This window comes from Vibrio navarrensis (assembly GCF_015767675.1).
Lineage (GTDB): Bacteria > Pseudomonadota > Gammaproteobacteria > Enterobacterales > Vibrionaceae > Vibrio.
In genome coordinates, this window is sequence record NZ_CP065218.1 from 251003 (window position 1) to 269187 (window position 18185).

The following is an 18185-nucleotide window of genomic DNA, read 5'->3' on the forward strand; positions in this document are numbered from 1 at the left end:
CTGTTGTGCCAAAGTTAGCCTGATTTCAGGTGATGATTTGCATAAAAGCAACTCGGCACCCTAAGGTGCCGAGTTAGTCTTTACAATCTGAAACGCGATATCTCCTTGTCAAGATCGCCAGCCAAAGCGTGTAGACGTTTTGCTTGCTCAACCGCATCCAGCGCGTCGACAGCCAAACGATCACTCACCTCTCGAACTGATTCAGTATTGCCGTTGATGTCGGCCGTTACTAATGACTGTTCTTCTGCGGCCGAAGCGATCTGCGTTGCCATATCACTGATGGTTTGAATCGCATCACCAATCGCCGTCAAGCTTTCACCGGTGAGGTTAACGTCTTCAACACTGGTCGCCGCAAGCTCATGGCTTTGCTTCATCACCGCAACAGCACTGCTGGTTGCGCGCTGCAAGCCTTGAATTTTTTCTTGGATTTCTTCGGTCGAGGCGTGGGTACGCTGCGACAACACGCGGACCTCATCAGCAACCACCGCAAAACCACGCCCTTGCTCTCCGGCACGAGCCGCCTCAATCGCCGCGTTGAGTGCCAACAAATTCGTTTGCTCTGCGATGGCTCTAATTGTGGCTAAAATGGTCGAAATTTGCTGTCCGTGCGCTTCCAGTTCACCAATGATATCAACGGCATTGGTAAGTTCTTGCGCAAGAGAATTGATCGAGCGCTGGCTCTTTCTCATCTGCTCAAAGCCATGCTGGCTCAACTCAACCGATTGGTTGGCATTTTTCGCCGTGTTATCGGCATTACCTGCAATTTCGGCTGTTGCGGAGGCCATTTCCGTCACGGCGGTAGCCACCATGGTGATCTCATCCTGCTGATGACGAATGCTCTCGCTGCGTTGACTGGCTGAGCGCGCCGCTTCATTCGCTCCAAGGTTGAGCGCGCCAGAAACATCGCGCACGTTCTTCACCATCACATGCAATCGGTCGACAAACTTATTGAATTTCTCGGCCAACTGACCAACTTCGTCTTGGCTAGTCACTTGCAAACGAACAGTCAAATCACCGTCGCCTTCGGCGATATCAGCCAAGGCTTCACTGACGCGACCCAGTTCGACCAGCTGTTTCGCCACGAACCAAGACGTGGCCAGTGCCATCACTACGAGCACCAGCATACCGATTAACGTCTGATTAAGCAGCATGTCAGATAACGGCTCTTCCAACGTTGCCTTATCCATCTCCATCACGAGTAACCAGTCGGTGTATTCGATCGGTTGCGCCATAATCACTTTGGCAGCCCCTGCAACATCAACGTATAACGCACTATTGCTATCAGCGGCGCGAATCAGATCCGAAATGCTCAGCTCTGGCGCTATTTCGGCTACTGGTTTAAGCAGTACTTCTTTATTCGGATGAGCAACTACATTGCCTTTACGATTAACAAGAATCGCGCGGCCATTGCCCGGTACCTGAATGGCTAAAACGTCTTTGATCAGTTTGTTGAGCGCCAAATTTGAAGCGGCAACGCCGATCAATTTGCCATTGTGTCGAACAGGTTCGGTTAACGTCACCACTAGAGTTTGCATGGTAACACTGACGTAAGGCGCAGTGGTGATAGCACTATTAGCGGCTTTGGCCTCTTTATACCAACCACGTTCTCTGGGATCGTAGCCCGCCTTGTTCAGTGAAGGATCATGACGAAACATCTCTCCTTGTTCATTCCCGTAATAACTTAGGCCAAATCCCCCCGCGACAAGCGCTTGACGTAAATGCGGCACAATATCGAGCTGCGGGTTGCGCTCGATTTCCTCTTTCAAACCTTTAACGGCGAGCTGTTTGTCATGAAACCAGTCCGCAATCCCCTTGGCATGAGCACTGAGTGTGTTGCGGCTTTCACTTTCAATCGCTTTCCAGCTGTGAGTTTTAAAGGTTTGATACCCAACAAAAAGAAGTGTCGCGGCGGTAATCGCAATCGCTAAAACGACGGAGGAAACCATTTTCCTCTTTAAACTGAATTGCATAGATGGCTCTCATTGCTTATTAGAAATTCTATAAAGCGTAGATTATCAATCTAATTTGTGAAATTCTGGCTATGCGTCTAACTTTATATCCAAGCTGTTTGTCTTTGCAGTAAGGTTGTGATCTTGCTTCAAAACAAACGGCGCCCAATAGCGCCGTTCAGAGGTGGATCGCGACATCATCGCTTTCAGGATAATTTAAAGGTCGCCACTTTGGCACTAAGTTCAGAGGCTTGTTGCTTCAATTGGTTGGACTCGCTTGAGCTGTCTTGCGAACTGACCACCAGTTGATCGGCAACATCTTTGATTTAGGTGATGTTCTGGGTGATTGCGCTGGTAACGTGCGTCTGCTCTTCCGCCGCCGTCGCAATTTGCGTCGCCATATCACTAATTAAATTCACCACCGCAAAACCTCGGCCTTGCTCACCAGCACGCGCGGCTTCAATTGCCGCGTTGAGCGCGAGCAAGACGTTGCTTCGTTTGTGCGCACTGAACACAAAAACGTTTTTGCTTTTGACCGAGTTTATTTTCAATCATGGCCATTTTATTTTATATAAAAGAGCATTTTTAATAATATCTAATTTAGCAAAACGAAATTTAGCCAATGTTACAAATCAAAACTGGAAATCAAAATAAAATTACCAAAGAATAATCATTTTAAATCTAGAGAATGAAATAAATTAGCATTAGATTATCTATGCAAAGCTAATAAAACACCACCTCATTAAGCAATCTCTTATTTTGAAATGTAAAGAACAAATAAAAAACAACAACTTATCATTATACTTATAATAATTAAAAAGATATCAAAGGTCATTATTACATCAATCAATATTTGTCAACAATAAATGGTTACATTATTTATTTTTGTGAAAATAAGCCAGAATAAGAATTTATTGCCTTCCCATTAACATTCATGGCGGTTAAAAATTAGCCACTTGATGAAATAAGAACGTTTCAACATTCAAGGATGAGGACCAATACCCTTACGATTATTAACATTATTTCGTGATCGGTAGTTTAATATAATAAAACCAACTCGTAATGAGGAAACTATGCGAAAAAACAACAATAAAATAGCAGGAAGAATACTCCTTCTTTCAAGCTTGTTTGCTGCACAGGCTTTCGCGGATGTCCAAATTTTGGGCAGTGAAAGTGAAATCTCTCAGGCCATCGCACAAAGCTATCGCCAACCTGTGACGCTCTACAGTGGCCATTTATCTCAGCAAGATTTGCTTTATGTCAACGCAGGCAGCGCTTCTGAAGATGAACTCAACCTCGCTCAACAGCACATCGCTAATGGTGATACGGTTGTGCTCGATCTCACGACAATTGCTGGCGAAGAAGCGCAATTCTCACTGAGCCAAAAGCTCACCGGACTGGGCATTTCAGCCCCAGTGGTCGTGACTGGCACCTATCAAGGGGATTCCTTAGTCAATGCGATTGTCAGCGATGTGACCGATGAGAACGGTAACTCGCTCAATAACCCCGCCGCAGAACTAGACAGCATCACCCACTCTGTGCAACACGCACTTGATCGTTTTGGCTTCGGAGGTAACTAAGATGAAAACACCGGTTGTATTTACGTTTTCTTTACTCGCCGCGGCGATGAACGCCAGTGCACAAGAATATGTGCCGATTGTCGAAAAGCCGATTTACATCACCAGCTCAAAAATTAAATGTAACCTGCATACGTCTGGCGATTTTGATAATACCCGCGATTGGTGTAATGCTGGTGCGTCAATTGATGTTCGCGTTAACGTCGCACAAATGCGCTCGGTGCAATCCGCTACCGCCGCAGGCTTTACCCCGGATGCAAAAATTGTCCGCTTTACTGTTGATGCAGACAAACCCGGTACAGGCATCCACCTTGTGAACGAGCTGCAGCAAGAGCATAGCTGGTTCCAAAGCTGGGCGAACCGTCGCACCTATATTGGTCCGTTTGCCAGCAGCTACGATTTGTGGGTTAAGCCTGTTTCTGGCTATACACCGAAAAAGGCACGTGATTTCCCACAGAATGAGAACAAAAACTACCAGCACCGCGACACGCATGGCTATTCGATTGGTGTGAATGGTAAAGTGGGGGCTGAGGTCAATAAAGACGGCCCTAAAGTGGGTGGTGAAGTCAGTGGTTCGTTCACTTATAACTATTCGAAAACCTTAGTGTTCGATACAAAAGACTACCGCATCAACAACCGTTCTTCGCTAAGCGATTTCGATATCTCCTTTGAACGCGAGTTCGGTGAGTGTGATGAACTGCGCCGCCAGGAGTTGGGTTGCTATTTTACCGCAGCTCACTGGGGTAGCGGATGGGTGTTTGACAAAACCAAGTTCAATCCGATCTCCTACGCTAACTTTAAACCCAGCTATGACGTACTTTACGAAACGCCTGTCAGTGAAAGTGGCACCACAGACTTTGAGATTGGGGTAAAGCTTAACTACCGTGCTCGTTTTGGTACTGTGGTACCTTCGGCGCTGTTCTCTGTCTATGGCCCTGCGGGGTACTCTTCAAACAGTACAACCGTTAAACAACGAGTGCGTGTAGACTGGAATCATCCGTTGTTCGAAGCCGAAGCGCACGTTACCTTGCAATCTTTGAGCAATAACGATTTGTGTCTCGATGTGTATGGTAAAGATGGCGATCAAAAAGCCATCGGTGGCGAGGTCAACGGCTGGAGTTGTCATGGCAACTGGAATCAAGTTTGGGGTCTTGACAAAGAAGAGCGCTACCGCAGCCGTGTTGCGCCAGATCGCTGCCTGACTGTTGGTAGTGACCAACGCCTCACCGTTGAGCGATGTGGAGCAAACCTTGCTCAGAAATGGTTCTGGGAAGGCGACAAGCTGATCAGCCGTTATGTCGATGGCAGCAACACTCGCTACGTGCTAGATATCATCAGCGGCCAAACTGTCGGCGTCAGCCCTGAATCCTCAGCAACGCATGCACGCTGGAAACCCACGCTGCAACAGATCAAACTTTAACCAGCCTAGCGCTCTCGCATTCAGCGGGAGCGCTTTAGTTCTAACCAGCGAACGTTCGTTTGCTCAAAAACCAATCACAAAAGTTCCAAAACGCCATTTTGTAACACGTTGAAAATGAGAGATATCATCCATATTCGCAACTTAATATCCTGTTTTATTAATATTATTAATTGAAATGTAACATTTCTCACAGAAAACTTTGTCAATCAATACGAAAATCCGACCGATTTCGAACGAAAAGTTTTTGCTCGTTCGCACTTTAGAAGAAACCACCCGCTCTCTACTCAACATTCTTTTGTTCGGGGCCGTTTCTATACCATCGCAAAACACAAAGTAAAGAGGCTTACCATGTTTGGTATATTCACACCCAAAGCGCATATCAATCGCCTACCTGGCGAGAAAATCGATAGTGCTTACTCCCGCCTGCGCTGGCAATTGTTTATCGGCATTTTTGTTGGTTATGCTGGCTACTATCTGGTACGTAAAAACTTCAGTCTGGCGATGCCATATCTGATTGAACAAGGCTTTAGCCGCGGCGACCTCGGTGTCGCTCTGGCTGCGGTATCCATCGCTTACGGTTTATCTAAATTCTTAATGGGTAGTGTTTCCGACCGTTCTGATCCGCGCTACTTCCTCAGCGCAGGCTTGGTGATGTCTGCCTTAGTCATGTTCTGCTTTGGCTTTATGCCTTGGGCAACCGGCAGCATTACCGCCATGTTTATCTTGCTGTTTTTGAACGGCTGGTTCCAAGGTATGGGGTGGCCTGCCTGTGGCCGAACCATGGTGCACTGGTGGTCTCGCAAAGAGCGCGGTGAAATTGTCTCAGTGTGGAACGTGGCGCACAACGTAGGTGGTGGTTTGATAGGCCCACTCTTCCTCTTCGGTTTGTGGATGTTCAATGACGACTGGCGCACCGCTTTCTACGTACCTGCCTTCTTCGCTCTACTGGTAGCGGTATTTATTTGGATTACCATGCGTGATACGCCTCAATCTTGTGGCCTGCCACCGATTGAAGAGTACAAAAACGACTACCCAGACGATTACGACACCTCGCACGAAAAAGAGATGACGGCCAAAGAGATCTTCTTTAAGTACGTGTTTAACAACAAACTGCTTTGGTCTATCGCAATTGCGAACGCCTTCGTTTACTTGATCCGCTACGGCGTACTCGATTGGGCTCCGGTATACCTGAGAGAAGCCAAAGAGTTCACGGTTGACAAATCTTCTTGGGCTTACTTCCTCTACGAGTGGGCGGGCATTCCGGGTACCCTGCTGTGTGGTTGGATCTCAGACAAACTGTTCAAAGGCCGTCGTGCGCCAGCGGGCATTCTGTTTATGGTGTTGGTAACGCTTGCGGTACTAGTTTACTGGTTTAACCCAGCAGGTAACCCTGGTGTGGACATGGCAGCGCTGGTGGCTATCGGCTTCCTCATCTATGGCCCTGTGATGCTTATTGGTCTATACGCACTCGAACTTGCACCGAAAAAAGCCGCTGGTACTGCTGCAGGTCTAACGGGTCTGTTTGGCTACTTGGGCGGCGCAGTGGCGGCAAACGCGGTACTGGGTTACACCGTTGACCACTTTGGCTGGGATGGTGGTTTTATCATCTTGATCGGCTCTTGTATCACCTCCATTGTTTGTTTGACTTACGCACTGCTGGGCGAACGCGCTCATCACGAAGCGAAGAACAAACAGAAAGAAGCCGTTGCTTAATTAAACTTCCTCAAGCCCGTTTTTTTACTGCCGTAAGCTAACGGGCTATTTTCTGCGCGAAAGTGTCATCATAGTTACATTTTCGAACGTCAGGATACTCCTTCGAAAATTTAGTGAAAACAAACACAAGGAAAATTCCATGAAGCTCTCTCCTCTCTATTTCGCTCTCGCTGCTTTGGCAGCTGGCAGCGTGACCGCAAAACCCTTGGTGATTGCTCATCGCGGCGCTTCTGGCTATTTGCCAGAGCACACGCTGGAAGCCAAAGCGCTGGCTTACGCCATGAAACCAGACTATATCGAGCAAGATGTGGTAATGACCAAAGATGATCAGTTGGTTGTGCTGCATGACCATTATCTTGACCGCGTAACGGACGTCGCGGATAAGTTTCCAGATCGTGCCCGTGCGGATAAACGCTACTACGCCATCGACTTTACTCTAGCTGAGATCAAATCGCTGCGAGTCACCGAAGGTTTTAACCTAGATGACAAAGGCAACAAAGTGGCTGGCTTCCCGAACCGTTTCCCGATGTGGAAAGGCGATTTCACTGTACCCACCCTGCAAGAAGAGATTGAACTGATCCAAGGGCTTAACAAAACGTTAGGTTACGATATCGGCATCTACCCAGAGATCAAAGCACCTTGGTTCCATCGCCATGAAGGTAAAGACATCAGTACTGCGGTATTGAAAGTGTTAAAGCAATACGGCTACACCAACCAAGAGAGCAAAGTCTACCTGCAATGTTTCGACCCGATTGAGCTTAAACGCATTAATGATGAATTGATGCCTGCGATGGGAATGGATCTGAAACTGGTGCAGCTTCTTGCCTACACCGATTGGAACGAAACTATGGTGTACCAAGGTAACACTGCAACACCCTACGATTACGACTGGTTCTTTAAACCCGGTGCGATGAAAGAAGTGGCAACCTACGCAGAAGGGATTGGCCCTTGGAAACCGATGCTCGTGGATGACAAATCAACCAAAGACAATCTGATTGTTCTACCGCTCATGCAAGAGGCCAAACAAGCCGGCCTTGCTGTGCACCCTTACACGTTCCGCGCAGACCCTGGCCGTATTGCGCCATACGCAGAAAATTTTGCTGGCATGCTGGACGTTTTCTATAACAAAGTCAAAGTAGACGGTCTGTTTACCGACTTCCCGGACAAAGCGGTGCACTTTTTGTCCGAGCAAAAATAGACTCAATCCAGTTTCAATCATGCCCATTTTTGGAGGCCGATTTACGGCCTCTTCTTTTATTAGCTTTTACTAAAAACCGATGATATTCCTTACTTTTCGCTGCATTACCGCGTAAGATCGCCCACTTTCAAGTTCCAATCCTCCAGCTTTAGAATAAAAAATCTTTAATAAAATGTTAACATAACGCCTAGCTTCAAAAAGGCTGCGCGCTATTTTTGAAGGCATTAGGGCCTCGCGCCTAGGACAATTTCTCAAGGAGATTTCATGCTTAACGCTGTCACCGCCAAAGCGGTCATTGATCATGCTCTGTTTCTTGGAGCCGACTTCGCTGAGCTGTTTGTAGAACATCATCAAACCAGTTCTGTTTCGCTAACTTCCAAAGAAGTGGACAAAATCAACTCAGGTATCGATTTTGGTATCGGTATCCGCCTATTCTTTGGCCACAAAGTGCTTTACGGCTACACCAACAGCACGGATGAAACAGAGCTAAAACGCGTGACCAGCTTGCTCGCAGCCAAAGATAAACGTGAGCAAATCGCCCATGCTGGCGCACTCAACCTTATTCGCTACCCTGTGCAGCACGGCTGCACTATGCCGCTCAAGCACGATCCGAACTTAGAGTCCAAAATCGCCTTTTTGCGCCAAGTGGATCTCGCTGCGCGTGCCCAGAGCGAAAAAATTGTTCAGTTTATCGGTAGCGTGCTGCAACGGGAACAGCAGGTTGAAATCTTCAACTCTGAAGGGCTGCACATTGCCGACACTCGCCACTATGTTCGCGTAGCAGGTAATGCGGTTGCCCAAGATGGCAGTGAGCAAAGTACAGGGATGGACGGCCCCGGTGCGCTGGCAGGCTGGGAGTACAGTCAGCAGTTGGACGCCAAAGCGCTCGGTTGCGACATCGCCGCCCAAGCACTGGTGAAACTCAACGCCGATGCCTGCCCTTCCGGTGAGATGCCTGTGGTCATTGGCAACGGTTTTGGTGGCGTTATTTTCCACGAAGCGTGCGGTCACTTGCTTGAGACCACTTCCGTGGCAAAAAAAGCCTCGGTATTTCACGACAAAATGGGCGAGATGATCGCACATCCGGTGGTGAACGCGGTGGACGATGGCACCATGACAAACGAATGGGGCTCTATTCACATCGACGATGAGGGTATGGAAACACAGCGTACTCAATTGATCAAAGATGGCCAACTGACCAGCTTTATGGTTGATAAGATGGGCGGAATGAAAACGGGTTACGCGCGCACTGGTTCAGGACGTCGACAAAACTATAAGTTCGCACCAACCTCTCGCATGCGAAACACCTTTATTGAAGCAGGTAACAGCTCACTTGAGGAGATGATTTCCAGCATCGAAAAAGGCATCTACGCCAAAAAAATGGGCGGCGGCTCCGTTCAGCCTGGCACGGGCGAATTTAACTTTGCCGTGCGTGAAGCCTACCTGATTGAAAACGGCAAGATCACTAAGCCACTGAAAACCGCAACACTGATCAGCACCGGGCCAAAAGTGCTGAAAGAGATCAGCATGGTTGGCAAAGATATGGCGCTGGCACCAGGGATGTGCGGCTCTGTCAGTGGTTCTGTGCCAACGACTGTGGGGCAACCGTCATTGAAAGTAGACAATATTCTGGTTGGAGGGGGCAACTAATGGACCAAAAACAACACCTGCTCGCGGCAATTGATCATCTGCTCACGCAAGCCAAAGCAAAGGGTGCGCAAGCCGACATCGTGGCGCAGACCAGTGATAACTTCTCACTCAAAGCCAGCAAAGGCCAGTTGGATGAGTACAAAGTCAGCACTTCTCAAGTGATTGGTGTTCGCGTCGTGAAAAACGATCGCGTCGCCACCAGCTACTCTGAATCGCTGGCCACAGAGAGCTTGGATGTCATGCTTAATAACGCGTTAGAAAGCGCCAAGTACGCGAAAGTTGACCCTAAGCAAAAGATCAGTGTCATCGATAGCCAACTGACTGCCGACTACCCAGAACTCAATCAAGCTTGTGATGCCACTGTCGATGACAAAATTGCCCTAAGTCTGAGATTGGAACAAGGCGTGGTCAGCCGCCCGCATGCCAGCAACTCACCCTACAACGGCTACAGTGATGTAACCAGCCAAGTATTGATTGCCAATACCCAAGGCAGTTTATGTCAGCAAACGGAACGTTACCATTCCGCTTACGCCTATACCCTGTTTGAAAAAGACGGCAAACAGTCGATGGCTGGCGCTATGAGCTTAGGCCGACGTTACATCGATCTCGATCCTGAGTATTGCATTGATGCAGGCTATGAGCAGGCGCGTGATCTGCTCGACGGTGCGCCAGTCAAAACGGGCAACTACTCTGTGCTGTTCACCATTGACACCTTAAGCGAGCTGTTTGGTGCTTTTTCTGCCTGTTTCTCAGCGTCCAGTGCCATGAAAGGGTTCAATCCACTGCGCGATAAAATCGGCGCGGCCATTGCCAACCCTCTGTTAACGGTTTCCAGCCAAGCTTACGTTGAAGGGGGTTTTCGTATCCGCCGTTTTGATAGTGAAGGCACAGCGGCGCAAGATCTGGTCATTGTTGGCGCAGGCGAACTCCATTCTTTGCTGCACAATAGCTACACCGCCGCCTACTTTGGCGTCGCCAATACAGGCCATGCCTCTCGTGGACCGAAAGACAGCTTAGAAGTTTCGGCTCATCACACCGTCATTGGCTCGGGCAACAGCAGCTTTGCAGAAGTGACTGCAGGCGAATACTTAGAACTGGTCGACTTACAAGGCGCTCATTCTGGCGCAGATTTTATCAGTGGCGACTTTTCCTTTGGCGCGAGCGGATTTCTGTGTCGCGATGGCAAACGAGTCCAACCAGTACGCGGCATTACTGTGGCGGGGAACTTCTATCAAATGTTGAAAGAGATCGAGGCTGTTGGCTCCTTGGTCGAAGCCAACGATTCATACAGCTTTTACTCGCCGAAGATTCGCTTTGCTCGTTTGAGCATTGGCGGGAAATAAAATCATTGCTTGGAGGGCAAATGCCCTCCTTTTTCCCGTCGCACACCGCTCTCCCTTGTGCGCCTAGCCAAACCAGCCCTTCTCTTTGACAACTTTCGTGACAGTGTTGTTGAAATCATCAACATTGCTTTGGTCATTTTCACAACTTTTTGTACAATGCGCCGCAAACAGTGTGCCATTCGCCACTACAATAAAACGAGTTATAAGCAAGGTTCGGTGTCATCGCCCACCGCTGCGCACACTTTCAGGAACTTACATGTTGTCGTCACTGAGATCGTTTTTCGCCAAAGATATTACGCAGAACCGGCGTTTTCTGCTTTGCCAAATCTTGGTGTTTGTGGCTATCCAGTGCAGTTTCTCCTTATCCAATTTCTATGTGGTGCAAGCCGATCGGGTGCACGTGCTCTCCTTCACCGCCGCCTTCATCATGGCGATTTTCCTCAAATACTCATGGCGCGTGATTCCTGGCGTAGTCTCCGGATTGCTGTTTTACTACAGCTATTTTTCTCATCGAGCGTTAGTGATTGCATTACTTTTCTCAACTGCTTTGCCTGCAATCCCGCTGCTTTTTTCTACCATTTATCAGCGTATTACGCAGACCTTTGATGCACATAATTTTCCTTTGCGGCTAGTCTATTACATTCTTGTGTTGGGGCTCGTTTATCCCATCGCCAATAGCCTGCTTTTGATCAGCATCAGTGACTATTTTGGCACTGCAGCACCGTTTGATATTCAGTTTCTATTTTATTCCGTGCTCAGCGGCGCATTGACACAGTTGGTATTAACGCCCTTGTTTACGCTGGTGATCCACTATCTCGCCGAGGGAAGTAACGCGCCTTATATCCAGCTCGACAAAGCGATGCATGAAGACAGCCTCACCAGCTATCACTACCGCTTGTGGTTCACCATCTGCGTTCTAGTTTGTGTCTTCACCCTGTTTGGTGAAAGCTCGCTCTATCGCGACACCATGTCGCTGCTGCTGATCTGTCTGGTGGGCGTCGGCATTGGCAAATATGGCCTTGTTCGGCCAGTGCTGTTTGCAACTTTTGTCTTGCTACTGACGATCGAAGACGGCGTGAGTCGCCTCAATCAAGGCATCCTCTCTGAGCGCCACTTTTACGGTATTTTGCTGGTTCTGTTTGTCATGACCGCTTTGATGTTTATGCTTGGCGCGCACTCGATCAAAAACTACCTCACCACCCGCGAGGCGATCGTGCGCGAGCGGATAGACCCTTATACCGGGCTGTTTAATCTCGCGCAGATGCGTGAAGATATCGAACAAAGTGGTCACGTAGTACTCATTTTCATCAATCTGACCCCGACCGTTTCCAAGCTGAGCAGTTTGGGGCATCGAGGCCGTGCGCAACTGATTAAACAACTGAGCCACTACCTCAACGAGAAAACTCAGTACATTAAACGCTGCTACCTGCCACCTTTTTCTGAAGGCTTGGTTTGCTACGTGCCACGTCTACCGTATCTCAATTCCGAGCTAAAGAGCCTGATCCGTCTACTTGATCAGTTCCATTTTTACTTTCAAGACACCTCGATTAGCCTAGTCAAACGGACGATTCATTGCACTGACCTAAAGTACGATCAGGATCTGGAAAGCTTGGTCTCATCACTGTGTGAACAGTACAGTGATGCGCAAACGGACATCAAATGGCTCAACCAGCACACCACGCCATATTCCGAATTGGAAAAGCTCAACTTCATTCAAAATTGTTTTAAAAACAATCAGTTTGAACTTTATTGCCAACCCTATCGCAACCTACACGGACGCTTAAAAGAAGAGTACTTCGAGGTACTACTACGGCTTAAAGTTGACGGTCAGGCGATGATGTCGCCAGCGGAGTTTTTCCCGCTCATCAACGAGTTTGGTTTGGAAGTGGAACTCGACAAATGGGTTGTCAGCCACACTTTTATTTGCCTGAGTCGATTTGTCGACGACTGGCAGAGTATCGGCCGCTGCTCAATTAATCTCACCGCCAAAGCGCTCAGTGATGATAGTTTGGTCAAAGGCGTGGTTTCCTTAGCCCAACAATACGGTGTGCCGCTGGGCAAAATCTGCTTTGAGATCACCGAATCGGATGCACTACGCGATGAGGAACAAGCGATTATTGCCATTGAGCAGTTGCGTAAAATCGGTTGCACTATTGCGCTGGACGACTTTGGCACCGGTTACGCCAGCTTTGATTATTTGCGCCGTTTGCCTTTGGACATCATCAAAATTGACGGTTCGTTTGTACAAGAAATTACCCACAGTGATAGGGACAAAACCATCGTCCAAGCGATCAGTCAGGTCGCCAAAACCATGAACTTGACCACGGTTGCCGAGTTTGTCGAATCTGAGCAACACGCTGACATTTTGTGTGATTTAGGTATCGACTACGCGCAAGGTTTTGGCATTGCCAAACCGCTGCCACTGCTTAGCCATTTAAAACGTTGTCAAAAAGACAGATTTATCTAAAGCAACCCATTTTCCCCACCAATCGCTCAAATGTGTTGGCTTTTTCGCCACTTTGAATGCAACACCAACATCCAAAAAATAACAAATATTTGCAATATTAAACCAGTAAATATCACACATTAAGTTCTTTTATCTATTTTGTCGAAAAAATAGCAAACAGATAATTTACATAATCTGCCGATCTGCAGCAGATATCGCTAGCTTGGCCATGTGATATATCAAACTAAAATGTATAACATTCGCGAAATTATTATTTTCACAAAGGCAGTATCAAAGTGAAAGAATCTCGAGAAACGTTAAATTTTAGTGATCAGGCACAAACTGGCACTTGGTCCAAACACGATACCCATTGGGTACTGAGCCTCTTCGGCACCGCGGTAGGAGCGGGCATTTTGTTTCTGCCAATCAACTTAGGTATTGGCGGTTTCTGGCCACTGATGCTGATGGCACTGGTCGCATTTCCTATGACCTTTCTTGGCCACCGAGGATTAGCACGCTTTGTCCTTTCTTCTCAACAGCGCAACGCGGACTTCACCGACGTGGTGGAAGAACACTTTGGCAGCCAAGCCGGCCGTTTGATTTCACTGCTCTACTTTTTGTCTATTTTCCCTATCCTGCTCATCTATGGCGTTGGCATTACCAACACAGTCGATAGTTTTATGGTCAACCAAGCGGGCATGGCTTCATTGCCACGCGTGCTACTCTCCGGCGTATTGGTAGCGAGCTTAATCGCCATCATGCTCGGCGGAGAAAAGCTGATGCTCAAAGCCTTTGCGGTAATGGTTTATCCGCTGGCCGCCATTCTGGCATTTTTGTCTTTCTACTTGATCCCAGATTGGCAGTTGCCATCATTGACGATACCGAGTGGCGTTGATTTCATGCAAACGGTATGGCTTGCCGTACCCGTTGTGGTGTTCTCTTTTAGCCACGCTGCGGCGATTTCCAGCTTCGCTAATGTGCAGCGTCGCCATTACGCAGAGCACGCTGAGAAAAAATCGGAACAGATCCTAAAGCGCACCAGCGTTATGCTGATTGCTTTTGTCCTGCTGTTTGTCTTCTCTTGTGTGCTGGCACTTTCTCCAGAACAGCTCGCCGAAGCGAAAGCACAAAATGTCTCGGTACTTTCTTACCTAGCCAACGCCACCAACAACCCATTTATCGCCACGTTTGGCCCTCTAGTCGCCTTCATCGCCATTACGTCTTCGTTTTTAGGGCATTTCTTAGGCGCGCGGGAAAGTCTCAATGGCCTTATCACCAAACATGCGCGCATCAGTAACAACAGCGCTGACAAAATCACCATCGTGCTGCTATTTGTTTCCATTTGGATTGCGGCAGTCATCAATCCAAGCATCCTCGGCATGATGGAAACCCTATCAGGACCAGTGATCGCCATGATCCTCTTTATCATGCCTGTGTACGCGATTTACAAAATCGACGCCTTGCGTCAATACCGCCATAAACTGAGTACTTGGTTTACTCTGCTTAGTGGTCTGCTGGCCGTATCCGCACTTTTGTTCTCGATGGTGTAGTCGCGCGGATAACTTCAACGCGGCCTGTGAACAACCTCACACTGCCAACGGCCATGTTGCTCGCTCACTTGATACCTCATTTCACGGTATTGCCAAGAAATGGGCAAAATGGCTTGCGGTTGGTTGAGCTTTACGTTGAGTTTTAAATAAGTTTCTGCGTTTGCGCCTGAGAAGGTATCGACCCAAATCAGCCGATTCAGCCAACCACACGCTTTTTCCAGCTGAGCTGGAGAGGTTGTCGTTGCGGTGATGCTCTGCCATTGGCCGCCTTCATCCCAGCGGGTAGTGAGCACAATTTCCGCGGTTTGATCGTCAAAATAGGCTGGCTCTGGCAACAGGTGTTGCGCTCTGGCCTGCAAAAGATGACGCTGCTCAACTGCGCTGCCTTGGCGCAACGCTTGCCAATGTGCTTGTTCCGCACTGCGGCCAATCAGCAAGGGATGCGATAACACGCTGGCACACTCGGCATCTTGCCAACTGCACTGGCTAAAGTAGTAGCGGGCTTTATCTAGGTCGCGCTCAGTATTGAGGTAGTACACCCCCAAGTTGTACTGAATATCGCTGTCGAAGGGTTCAAGTTTTGCCGAGCGTTGCCAGTACTCCCCGCCTAATCGTTGATCCTGCTTCACGAGTCCGTTGTAATAAAGCGTACCGAGATTGAGGTAAAGCAAGGCACTCTCGTTATCGGGTAAACAACTTAAGTAGAGTTGTTCCGCTTGTTGAAACTGCTTTTTCGTTTCGAACATGACCCCTAAGTTAACACATGCATCGGCACTGCCTTTGGCTATCGCACGGCGATACCAAGTTTCACTCTCGGCCAGCTGACCAAGCTGCGCATAGCTGTACCCTAACTGATAGAGCACACTCTGCTGAGTGAACTCGTTCAGTTTCTCTACATCCGCATAGGCGCGTTTCAACCATTCAATCGCCAGCAGAGAGTCATACGCTTGAGCACTGTAACTGCCAAGCAAATAGGCTTGGTATTCGGCTGGGTGCTTTTCAAATAGCTCTACATCCAGCGATGCGCCATGTTGCTGCAATAGCGTGTAGGCCTTTTGAAAAGTGGCGGAATTGTTATCCCACTGTTTGAGGTTGTTTTGTACGGCATAAGCCGAGCTGCTGATTGCTAGCAATAAGAGTAGGTTGGCGCTATGCAGCGGAACTCTTTTAGTGACCATTGGTGTCGCTGTCGTTGCCATTGGGGGCTTCACTCTCTGTTATGCCAAGCAGGCGCGCCATTGCTTCATCACCGAGCTGCACATGCAGCAACTGATAGAGATTGGTGAATGATTGATACGCCTCTCGCCAATACGCCGCCAGCGGTTGGCTGCGTCTGACACCTTGCCAATGATGTTGATAGCTTTCATGGAAATGGCGTTGAGTCCGCTGGGTCAGGTTATCTGCCAACCGTTGCCATAATGGTTCACTTTGCACCAGCCACAGCAGATTAATCCAGTCGCTGGCCTCAGCTTCACGCAGTAACGCTTGTAACTGTGCATCGCTTAAATGGGCGAACAAAAAAGCGGCGCGCCACGGGGTTTGCTCGCCGGGCGCGTGGTTCTCTAACTCTTGTTGTAGCTGAGCGTCCGTGAATGGCTGCCAAACTAATGGTGCAAGCGGATACTCTCTTTCGCGCGCCTGCTCTGCCTCTTCCAAAGCCGCTTGCCATTCAAAACCGAGTGACGCGAGCATGATGTCGCGCAGATAATCACGTGGCCTGCCCTCGCTCAGTGCCAGCATACCATCGCTAAACAACAGCAGCGCCAGTTGTTCAAACGCCGAAAAAGGCTGATTCAACAACCCTCTCTGGCATACTTGCGCCACTGCGCTGGCATCATGCCCCCACAGCAAAAGTTCGATCACTTTGTCACAATAACTTTGTGCAGCTTGGCTCAAAACCGGTTCGACAAAGGGTTGATGCGCCACTTCCAGCACCAACCAACCTTGGCGAGCCACTAAATCGCGATAGTGCAGTACCTGCTGCACTATAGGCAGCAGCGAAGCCCTTTGCGCTTGGTTTAACGCCTGAATATTTCTGTGTGTCGCTTCACTTAGCGAGAGTTGGCTCATGCGCTTTTCACTCCATTCATTTACTGCTACTCAGCTTGCGGTGAACAAAACGCCGCGTAATCGGCAATGCGTGCGCTTAATCGCTGCGCAGCGCCTGCATCGGCACGGCCCAAGGCATCCAAAATGCGCTGCGCTTCATCGCGATAGGCAGCAATTTTTTCACGGCTCCAGTGGTGTGGCGGTGGCGATAAGTTGGTGATGCGATCGCACAGCTTCACCAGCCATATTTCATCTGGCTGCTGTTGTATCCTCGCCAGTGAATCGGCCATTTGCGCTGCCTTATCGCCTACCTGCTTATTTTTGCTCAGTGCCAACACGCCTTGCGCCACTTGCTCCCCAAACGCTTCTTCCACTTGCTGATAACGGGTTGAAGTATCTTCAATCACATCATGCAGCAGCGCCACTTGCAGTGCTAAACGGCCATCAAGATCGGGGCGCGATTTAAGTGCATGCATCACCTCCATTGCCACTGCGCCTAAATGCACACAATAAGGCAAGTGCTCATCATGCCGTCGGCCTTTGAAGGTTTGCCCAGCATGGGCGCGCGCTGCAAAGTACCACGCGGCTAAGTAATCATCGGGGTTCCAGTTCATCATCTGTCCTACTTGCTTACACTTACCTCAGCATGCCACCTTTAACCTTGCCTTTATCACCACACTTTCGGTACAAACTGGCAGCGCAGTTGACCGCGCAGCCAGTTATCTTGCTGGATGGTTTGGCGCAAACCTCGGTGGTAGTCGTTAAAGGTGCCGAGCATCAGCGCGCACTCTTGGCGGCGGCTGTTTTCATGGCGGCACAGGCTGAGGGTTTGGCCATCAAACTGTGCGTAGAGGGTGAAACTATAACGGCCATCTGCGGTGCTTTGTTTCACCGCTTGCGCCGGTTGCTTCGCCAAGAGATCGAGCGCCAAGGGCTCGCTCGTGCGCCATTTTTTATTAAAGTACAGCTCACTGTTTTGCAGCACGCATTGCACCCGCTCGCCATACTTGGCGTTTTCACGCGCCAACTCCAGCTGCGCTTGCTGCTCTTTCAGCGCTTGTTCGCGTGCTTGTTGCTCGGCCAAACGGCGCGCTTCACGTTGCCTATCCAACTCGGCTTGTTTTAGCTGCGCGTCATATTGCTGCTCGGGGGTTAATGCCAGCCATTGGGCTTCACTCATTCCTAATGGGTAACTGGCGCACGCCGTCAGCAGCAAAGCGCACACCACACAGCTCAAATAGGGTTTGAGTGGGTTTAAGCGAGGTTTCATTTTGCTTCTCTATAGTGATG

Annotated in this window: 13 protein-coding genes and 1 pseudogene; 8 read left to right on the forward strand and 6 right to left on the reverse strand. The window is 48.9% G+C overall.

Annotated features, from left to right (window positions below):
- Positions 1–80: 80 nt before the first annotated feature.
- A complete protein-coding gene (locus I3X05_RS17905) occupies positions 81–1970 on the reverse strand; it encodes a methyl-accepting chemotaxis protein (protein WP_045572129.1) in 1890 nt (629 codons plus the stop codon).
- Between the two features lie 185 nt (positions 1971–2155).
- A pseudogene (locus I3X05_RS17910) lies at positions 2156–2434 on the reverse strand (methyl-accepting chemotaxis protein); the annotation flags it as partial.
- 588 nt (positions 2435–3022) lie between these two features.
- Between I3X05_RS17910 and I3X05_RS17915 the strand changes: the two are divergent.
- The 8 genes from I3X05_RS17915 (at position 3023) to I3X05_RS17950 (ending at position 14846) form a co-directional block, all read left to right on the forward strand.
- Positions 3023–3529, forward strand: coding sequence for a cytolysin secretion protein (locus I3X05_RS17915; protein WP_337971367.1), 507 nt, complete (start codon positions 3023–3025; stop codon positions 3527–3529).
- 1 nt (position 3530) lies between these two features.
- Entirely contained in the window at positions 3531–4946 is a 1416-nt protein-coding gene (locus I3X05_RS17920) for a leukocidin family pore-forming toxin (protein WP_337971368.1), read from the forward strand.
- Positions 4947–5294: 348 nt separating this feature from the next.
- Entirely contained in the window at positions 5295–6659 is a 1365-nt protein-coding gene (glpT, locus tag I3X05_RS17925; protein ID WP_045572125.1) for a glycerol-3-phosphate transporter, read from the forward strand.
- 139 nt (positions 6660–6798) lie between these two features.
- Positions 6799–7857, forward strand: a complete 1059-nt coding sequence (gene glpQ / locus I3X05_RS17930) for a glycerophosphodiester phosphodiesterase (protein WP_193157874.1) — start codon at positions 6799–6801, stop codon at positions 7855–7857.
- A 264-nt stretch (positions 7858–8121) separates the two neighbouring features.
- Entirely contained in the window at positions 8122–9507 is a 1386-nt protein-coding gene (locus I3X05_RS17935; RefSeq protein ID WP_193157873.1) for a TldD/PmbA family protein, read from the forward strand.
- Entirely contained in the window at positions 9507–10850 is a 1344-nt protein-coding gene (locus I3X05_RS17940; RefSeq protein ID WP_193157872.1) for a TldD/PmbA family protein, read from the forward strand. The genes I3X05_RS17935 and I3X05_RS17940 overlap by 1 nt, the downstream gene beginning before the upstream one ends.
- Positions 10851–11106: 256 nt before the next feature.
- Positions 11107–13317, forward strand: coding sequence for an EAL domain-containing protein (locus I3X05_RS17945; protein WP_045572121.1), 2211 nt, complete (start codon positions 11107–11109; stop codon positions 13315–13317).
- A gap of 275 nt (positions 13318–13592) precedes the next feature.
- Positions 13593–14846: an aromatic amino acid transport family protein gene (locus I3X05_RS17950; RefSeq protein ID WP_045572120.1), complete on the forward strand. Its 1254-nt coding sequence runs from the start codon at positions 13593–13595 to the stop codon at positions 14844–14846.
- Positions 14847–14860: 14 nt separating this feature from the next.
- Here the strand turns inward: I3X05_RS17950 and I3X05_RS17955 are convergent, their stop codons facing one another.
- From I3X05_RS17955 to I3X05_RS17970, 4 genes are read right to left on the reverse strand one after another with little or no spacing between them, the layout of a single operon-like run.
- A complete protein-coding gene (locus tag I3X05_RS17955; RefSeq protein ID WP_197541325.1) occupies positions 14861–16045 on the reverse strand; it encodes a sel1 repeat family protein in 1185 nt (394 codons plus the stop codon).
- The gene (locus I3X05_RS17960) at positions 16014–16916 is read right to left on the reverse strand and encodes a hypothetical protein (protein WP_045572119.1); all 903 of its coding nucleotides are present in this window, start codon (positions 16914–16916) and stop codon (positions 16014–16016) included. The genes I3X05_RS17955 and I3X05_RS17960 overlap by 32 nt, the downstream gene beginning before the upstream one ends.
- 26 nt (positions 16917–16942) lie before the next feature.
- Positions 16943–17512 carry an HD domain-containing protein gene (locus I3X05_RS17965; protein ID WP_045572118.1) on the reverse strand — a complete coding sequence of 190 codons (570 nt, stop codon included), beginning with the start codon at positions 17510–17512 and terminating at the stop codon, positions 16943–16945.
- A 53-nt stretch (positions 17513–17565) separates the two neighbouring features.
- The gene (locus tag I3X05_RS17970) at positions 17566–18165 is read right to left on the reverse strand and encodes a hypothetical protein (protein WP_193157871.1); all 600 of its coding nucleotides are present in this window, start codon (positions 18163–18165) and stop codon (positions 17566–17568) included.
- Between the last annotated feature and the right edge of the window lie 20 nt (positions 18166–18185).

Excerpts from the sequence above, each read along its gene's own strand:
- glpQ (WP_193157874.1), top strand. The coding sequence starts at position 6,799 with ATGAAGCTCTCTCCTCTCTATTTCGCTCTCGCTGCTTTGGCAGCTGGC.
- I3X05_RS17945 (WP_045572121.1), top strand. The coding sequence starts at position 11,107 with ATGTTGTCGTCACTGAGATCGTTTTTCGCCAAAGATATTACGCAGAAC.
- I3X05_RS17940 (WP_193157872.1), top strand. The coding sequence starts at position 9,507 with ATGGACCAAAAACAACACCTGCTCGCGGCAATTGATCATCTGCTCACG.
- I3X05_RS17960 (WP_045572119.1), bottom strand. The coding sequence starts at position 16,916 with ATGAGCCAACTCTCGCTAAGTGAAGCGACACACAGAAATATTCAGGCG.
- I3X05_RS17920 (WP_337971368.1), top strand. The coding sequence starts at position 3,531 with ATGAAAACACCGGTTGTATTTACGTTTTCTTTACTCGCCGCGGCGATG.
- I3X05_RS17935 (WP_193157873.1), top strand. The coding sequence starts at position 8,122 with ATGCTTAACGCTGTCACCGCCAAAGCGGTCATTGATCATGCTCTGTTT.
- I3X05_RS17915 (WP_337971367.1), top strand. The coding sequence starts at position 3,023 with ATGCGAAAAAACAACAATAAAATAGCAGGAAGAATACTCCTTCTTTCA.
- glpT (WP_045572125.1), top strand. The coding sequence starts at position 5,295 with ATGTTTGGTATATTCACACCCAAAGCGCATATCAATCGCCTACCTGGC.
- I3X05_RS17905 (WP_045572129.1), bottom strand. The coding sequence starts at position 1,970 with ATGCAATTCAGTTTAAAGAGGAAAATGGTTTCCTCCGTCGTTTTAGCG.
- I3X05_RS17955 (WP_197541325.1), bottom strand. The coding sequence starts at position 16,045 with ATGGCAACGACAGCGACACCAATGGTCACTAAAAGAGTTCCGCTGCAT.
- I3X05_RS17970 (WP_193157871.1), bottom strand. The coding sequence starts at position 18,165 with ATGAAACCTCGCTTAAACCCACTCAAACCCTATTTGAGCTGTGTGGTG.
- I3X05_RS17965 (WP_045572118.1), bottom strand. The coding sequence starts at position 17,512 with ATGATGAACTGGAACCCCGATGATTACTTAGCCGCGTGGTACTTTGCA.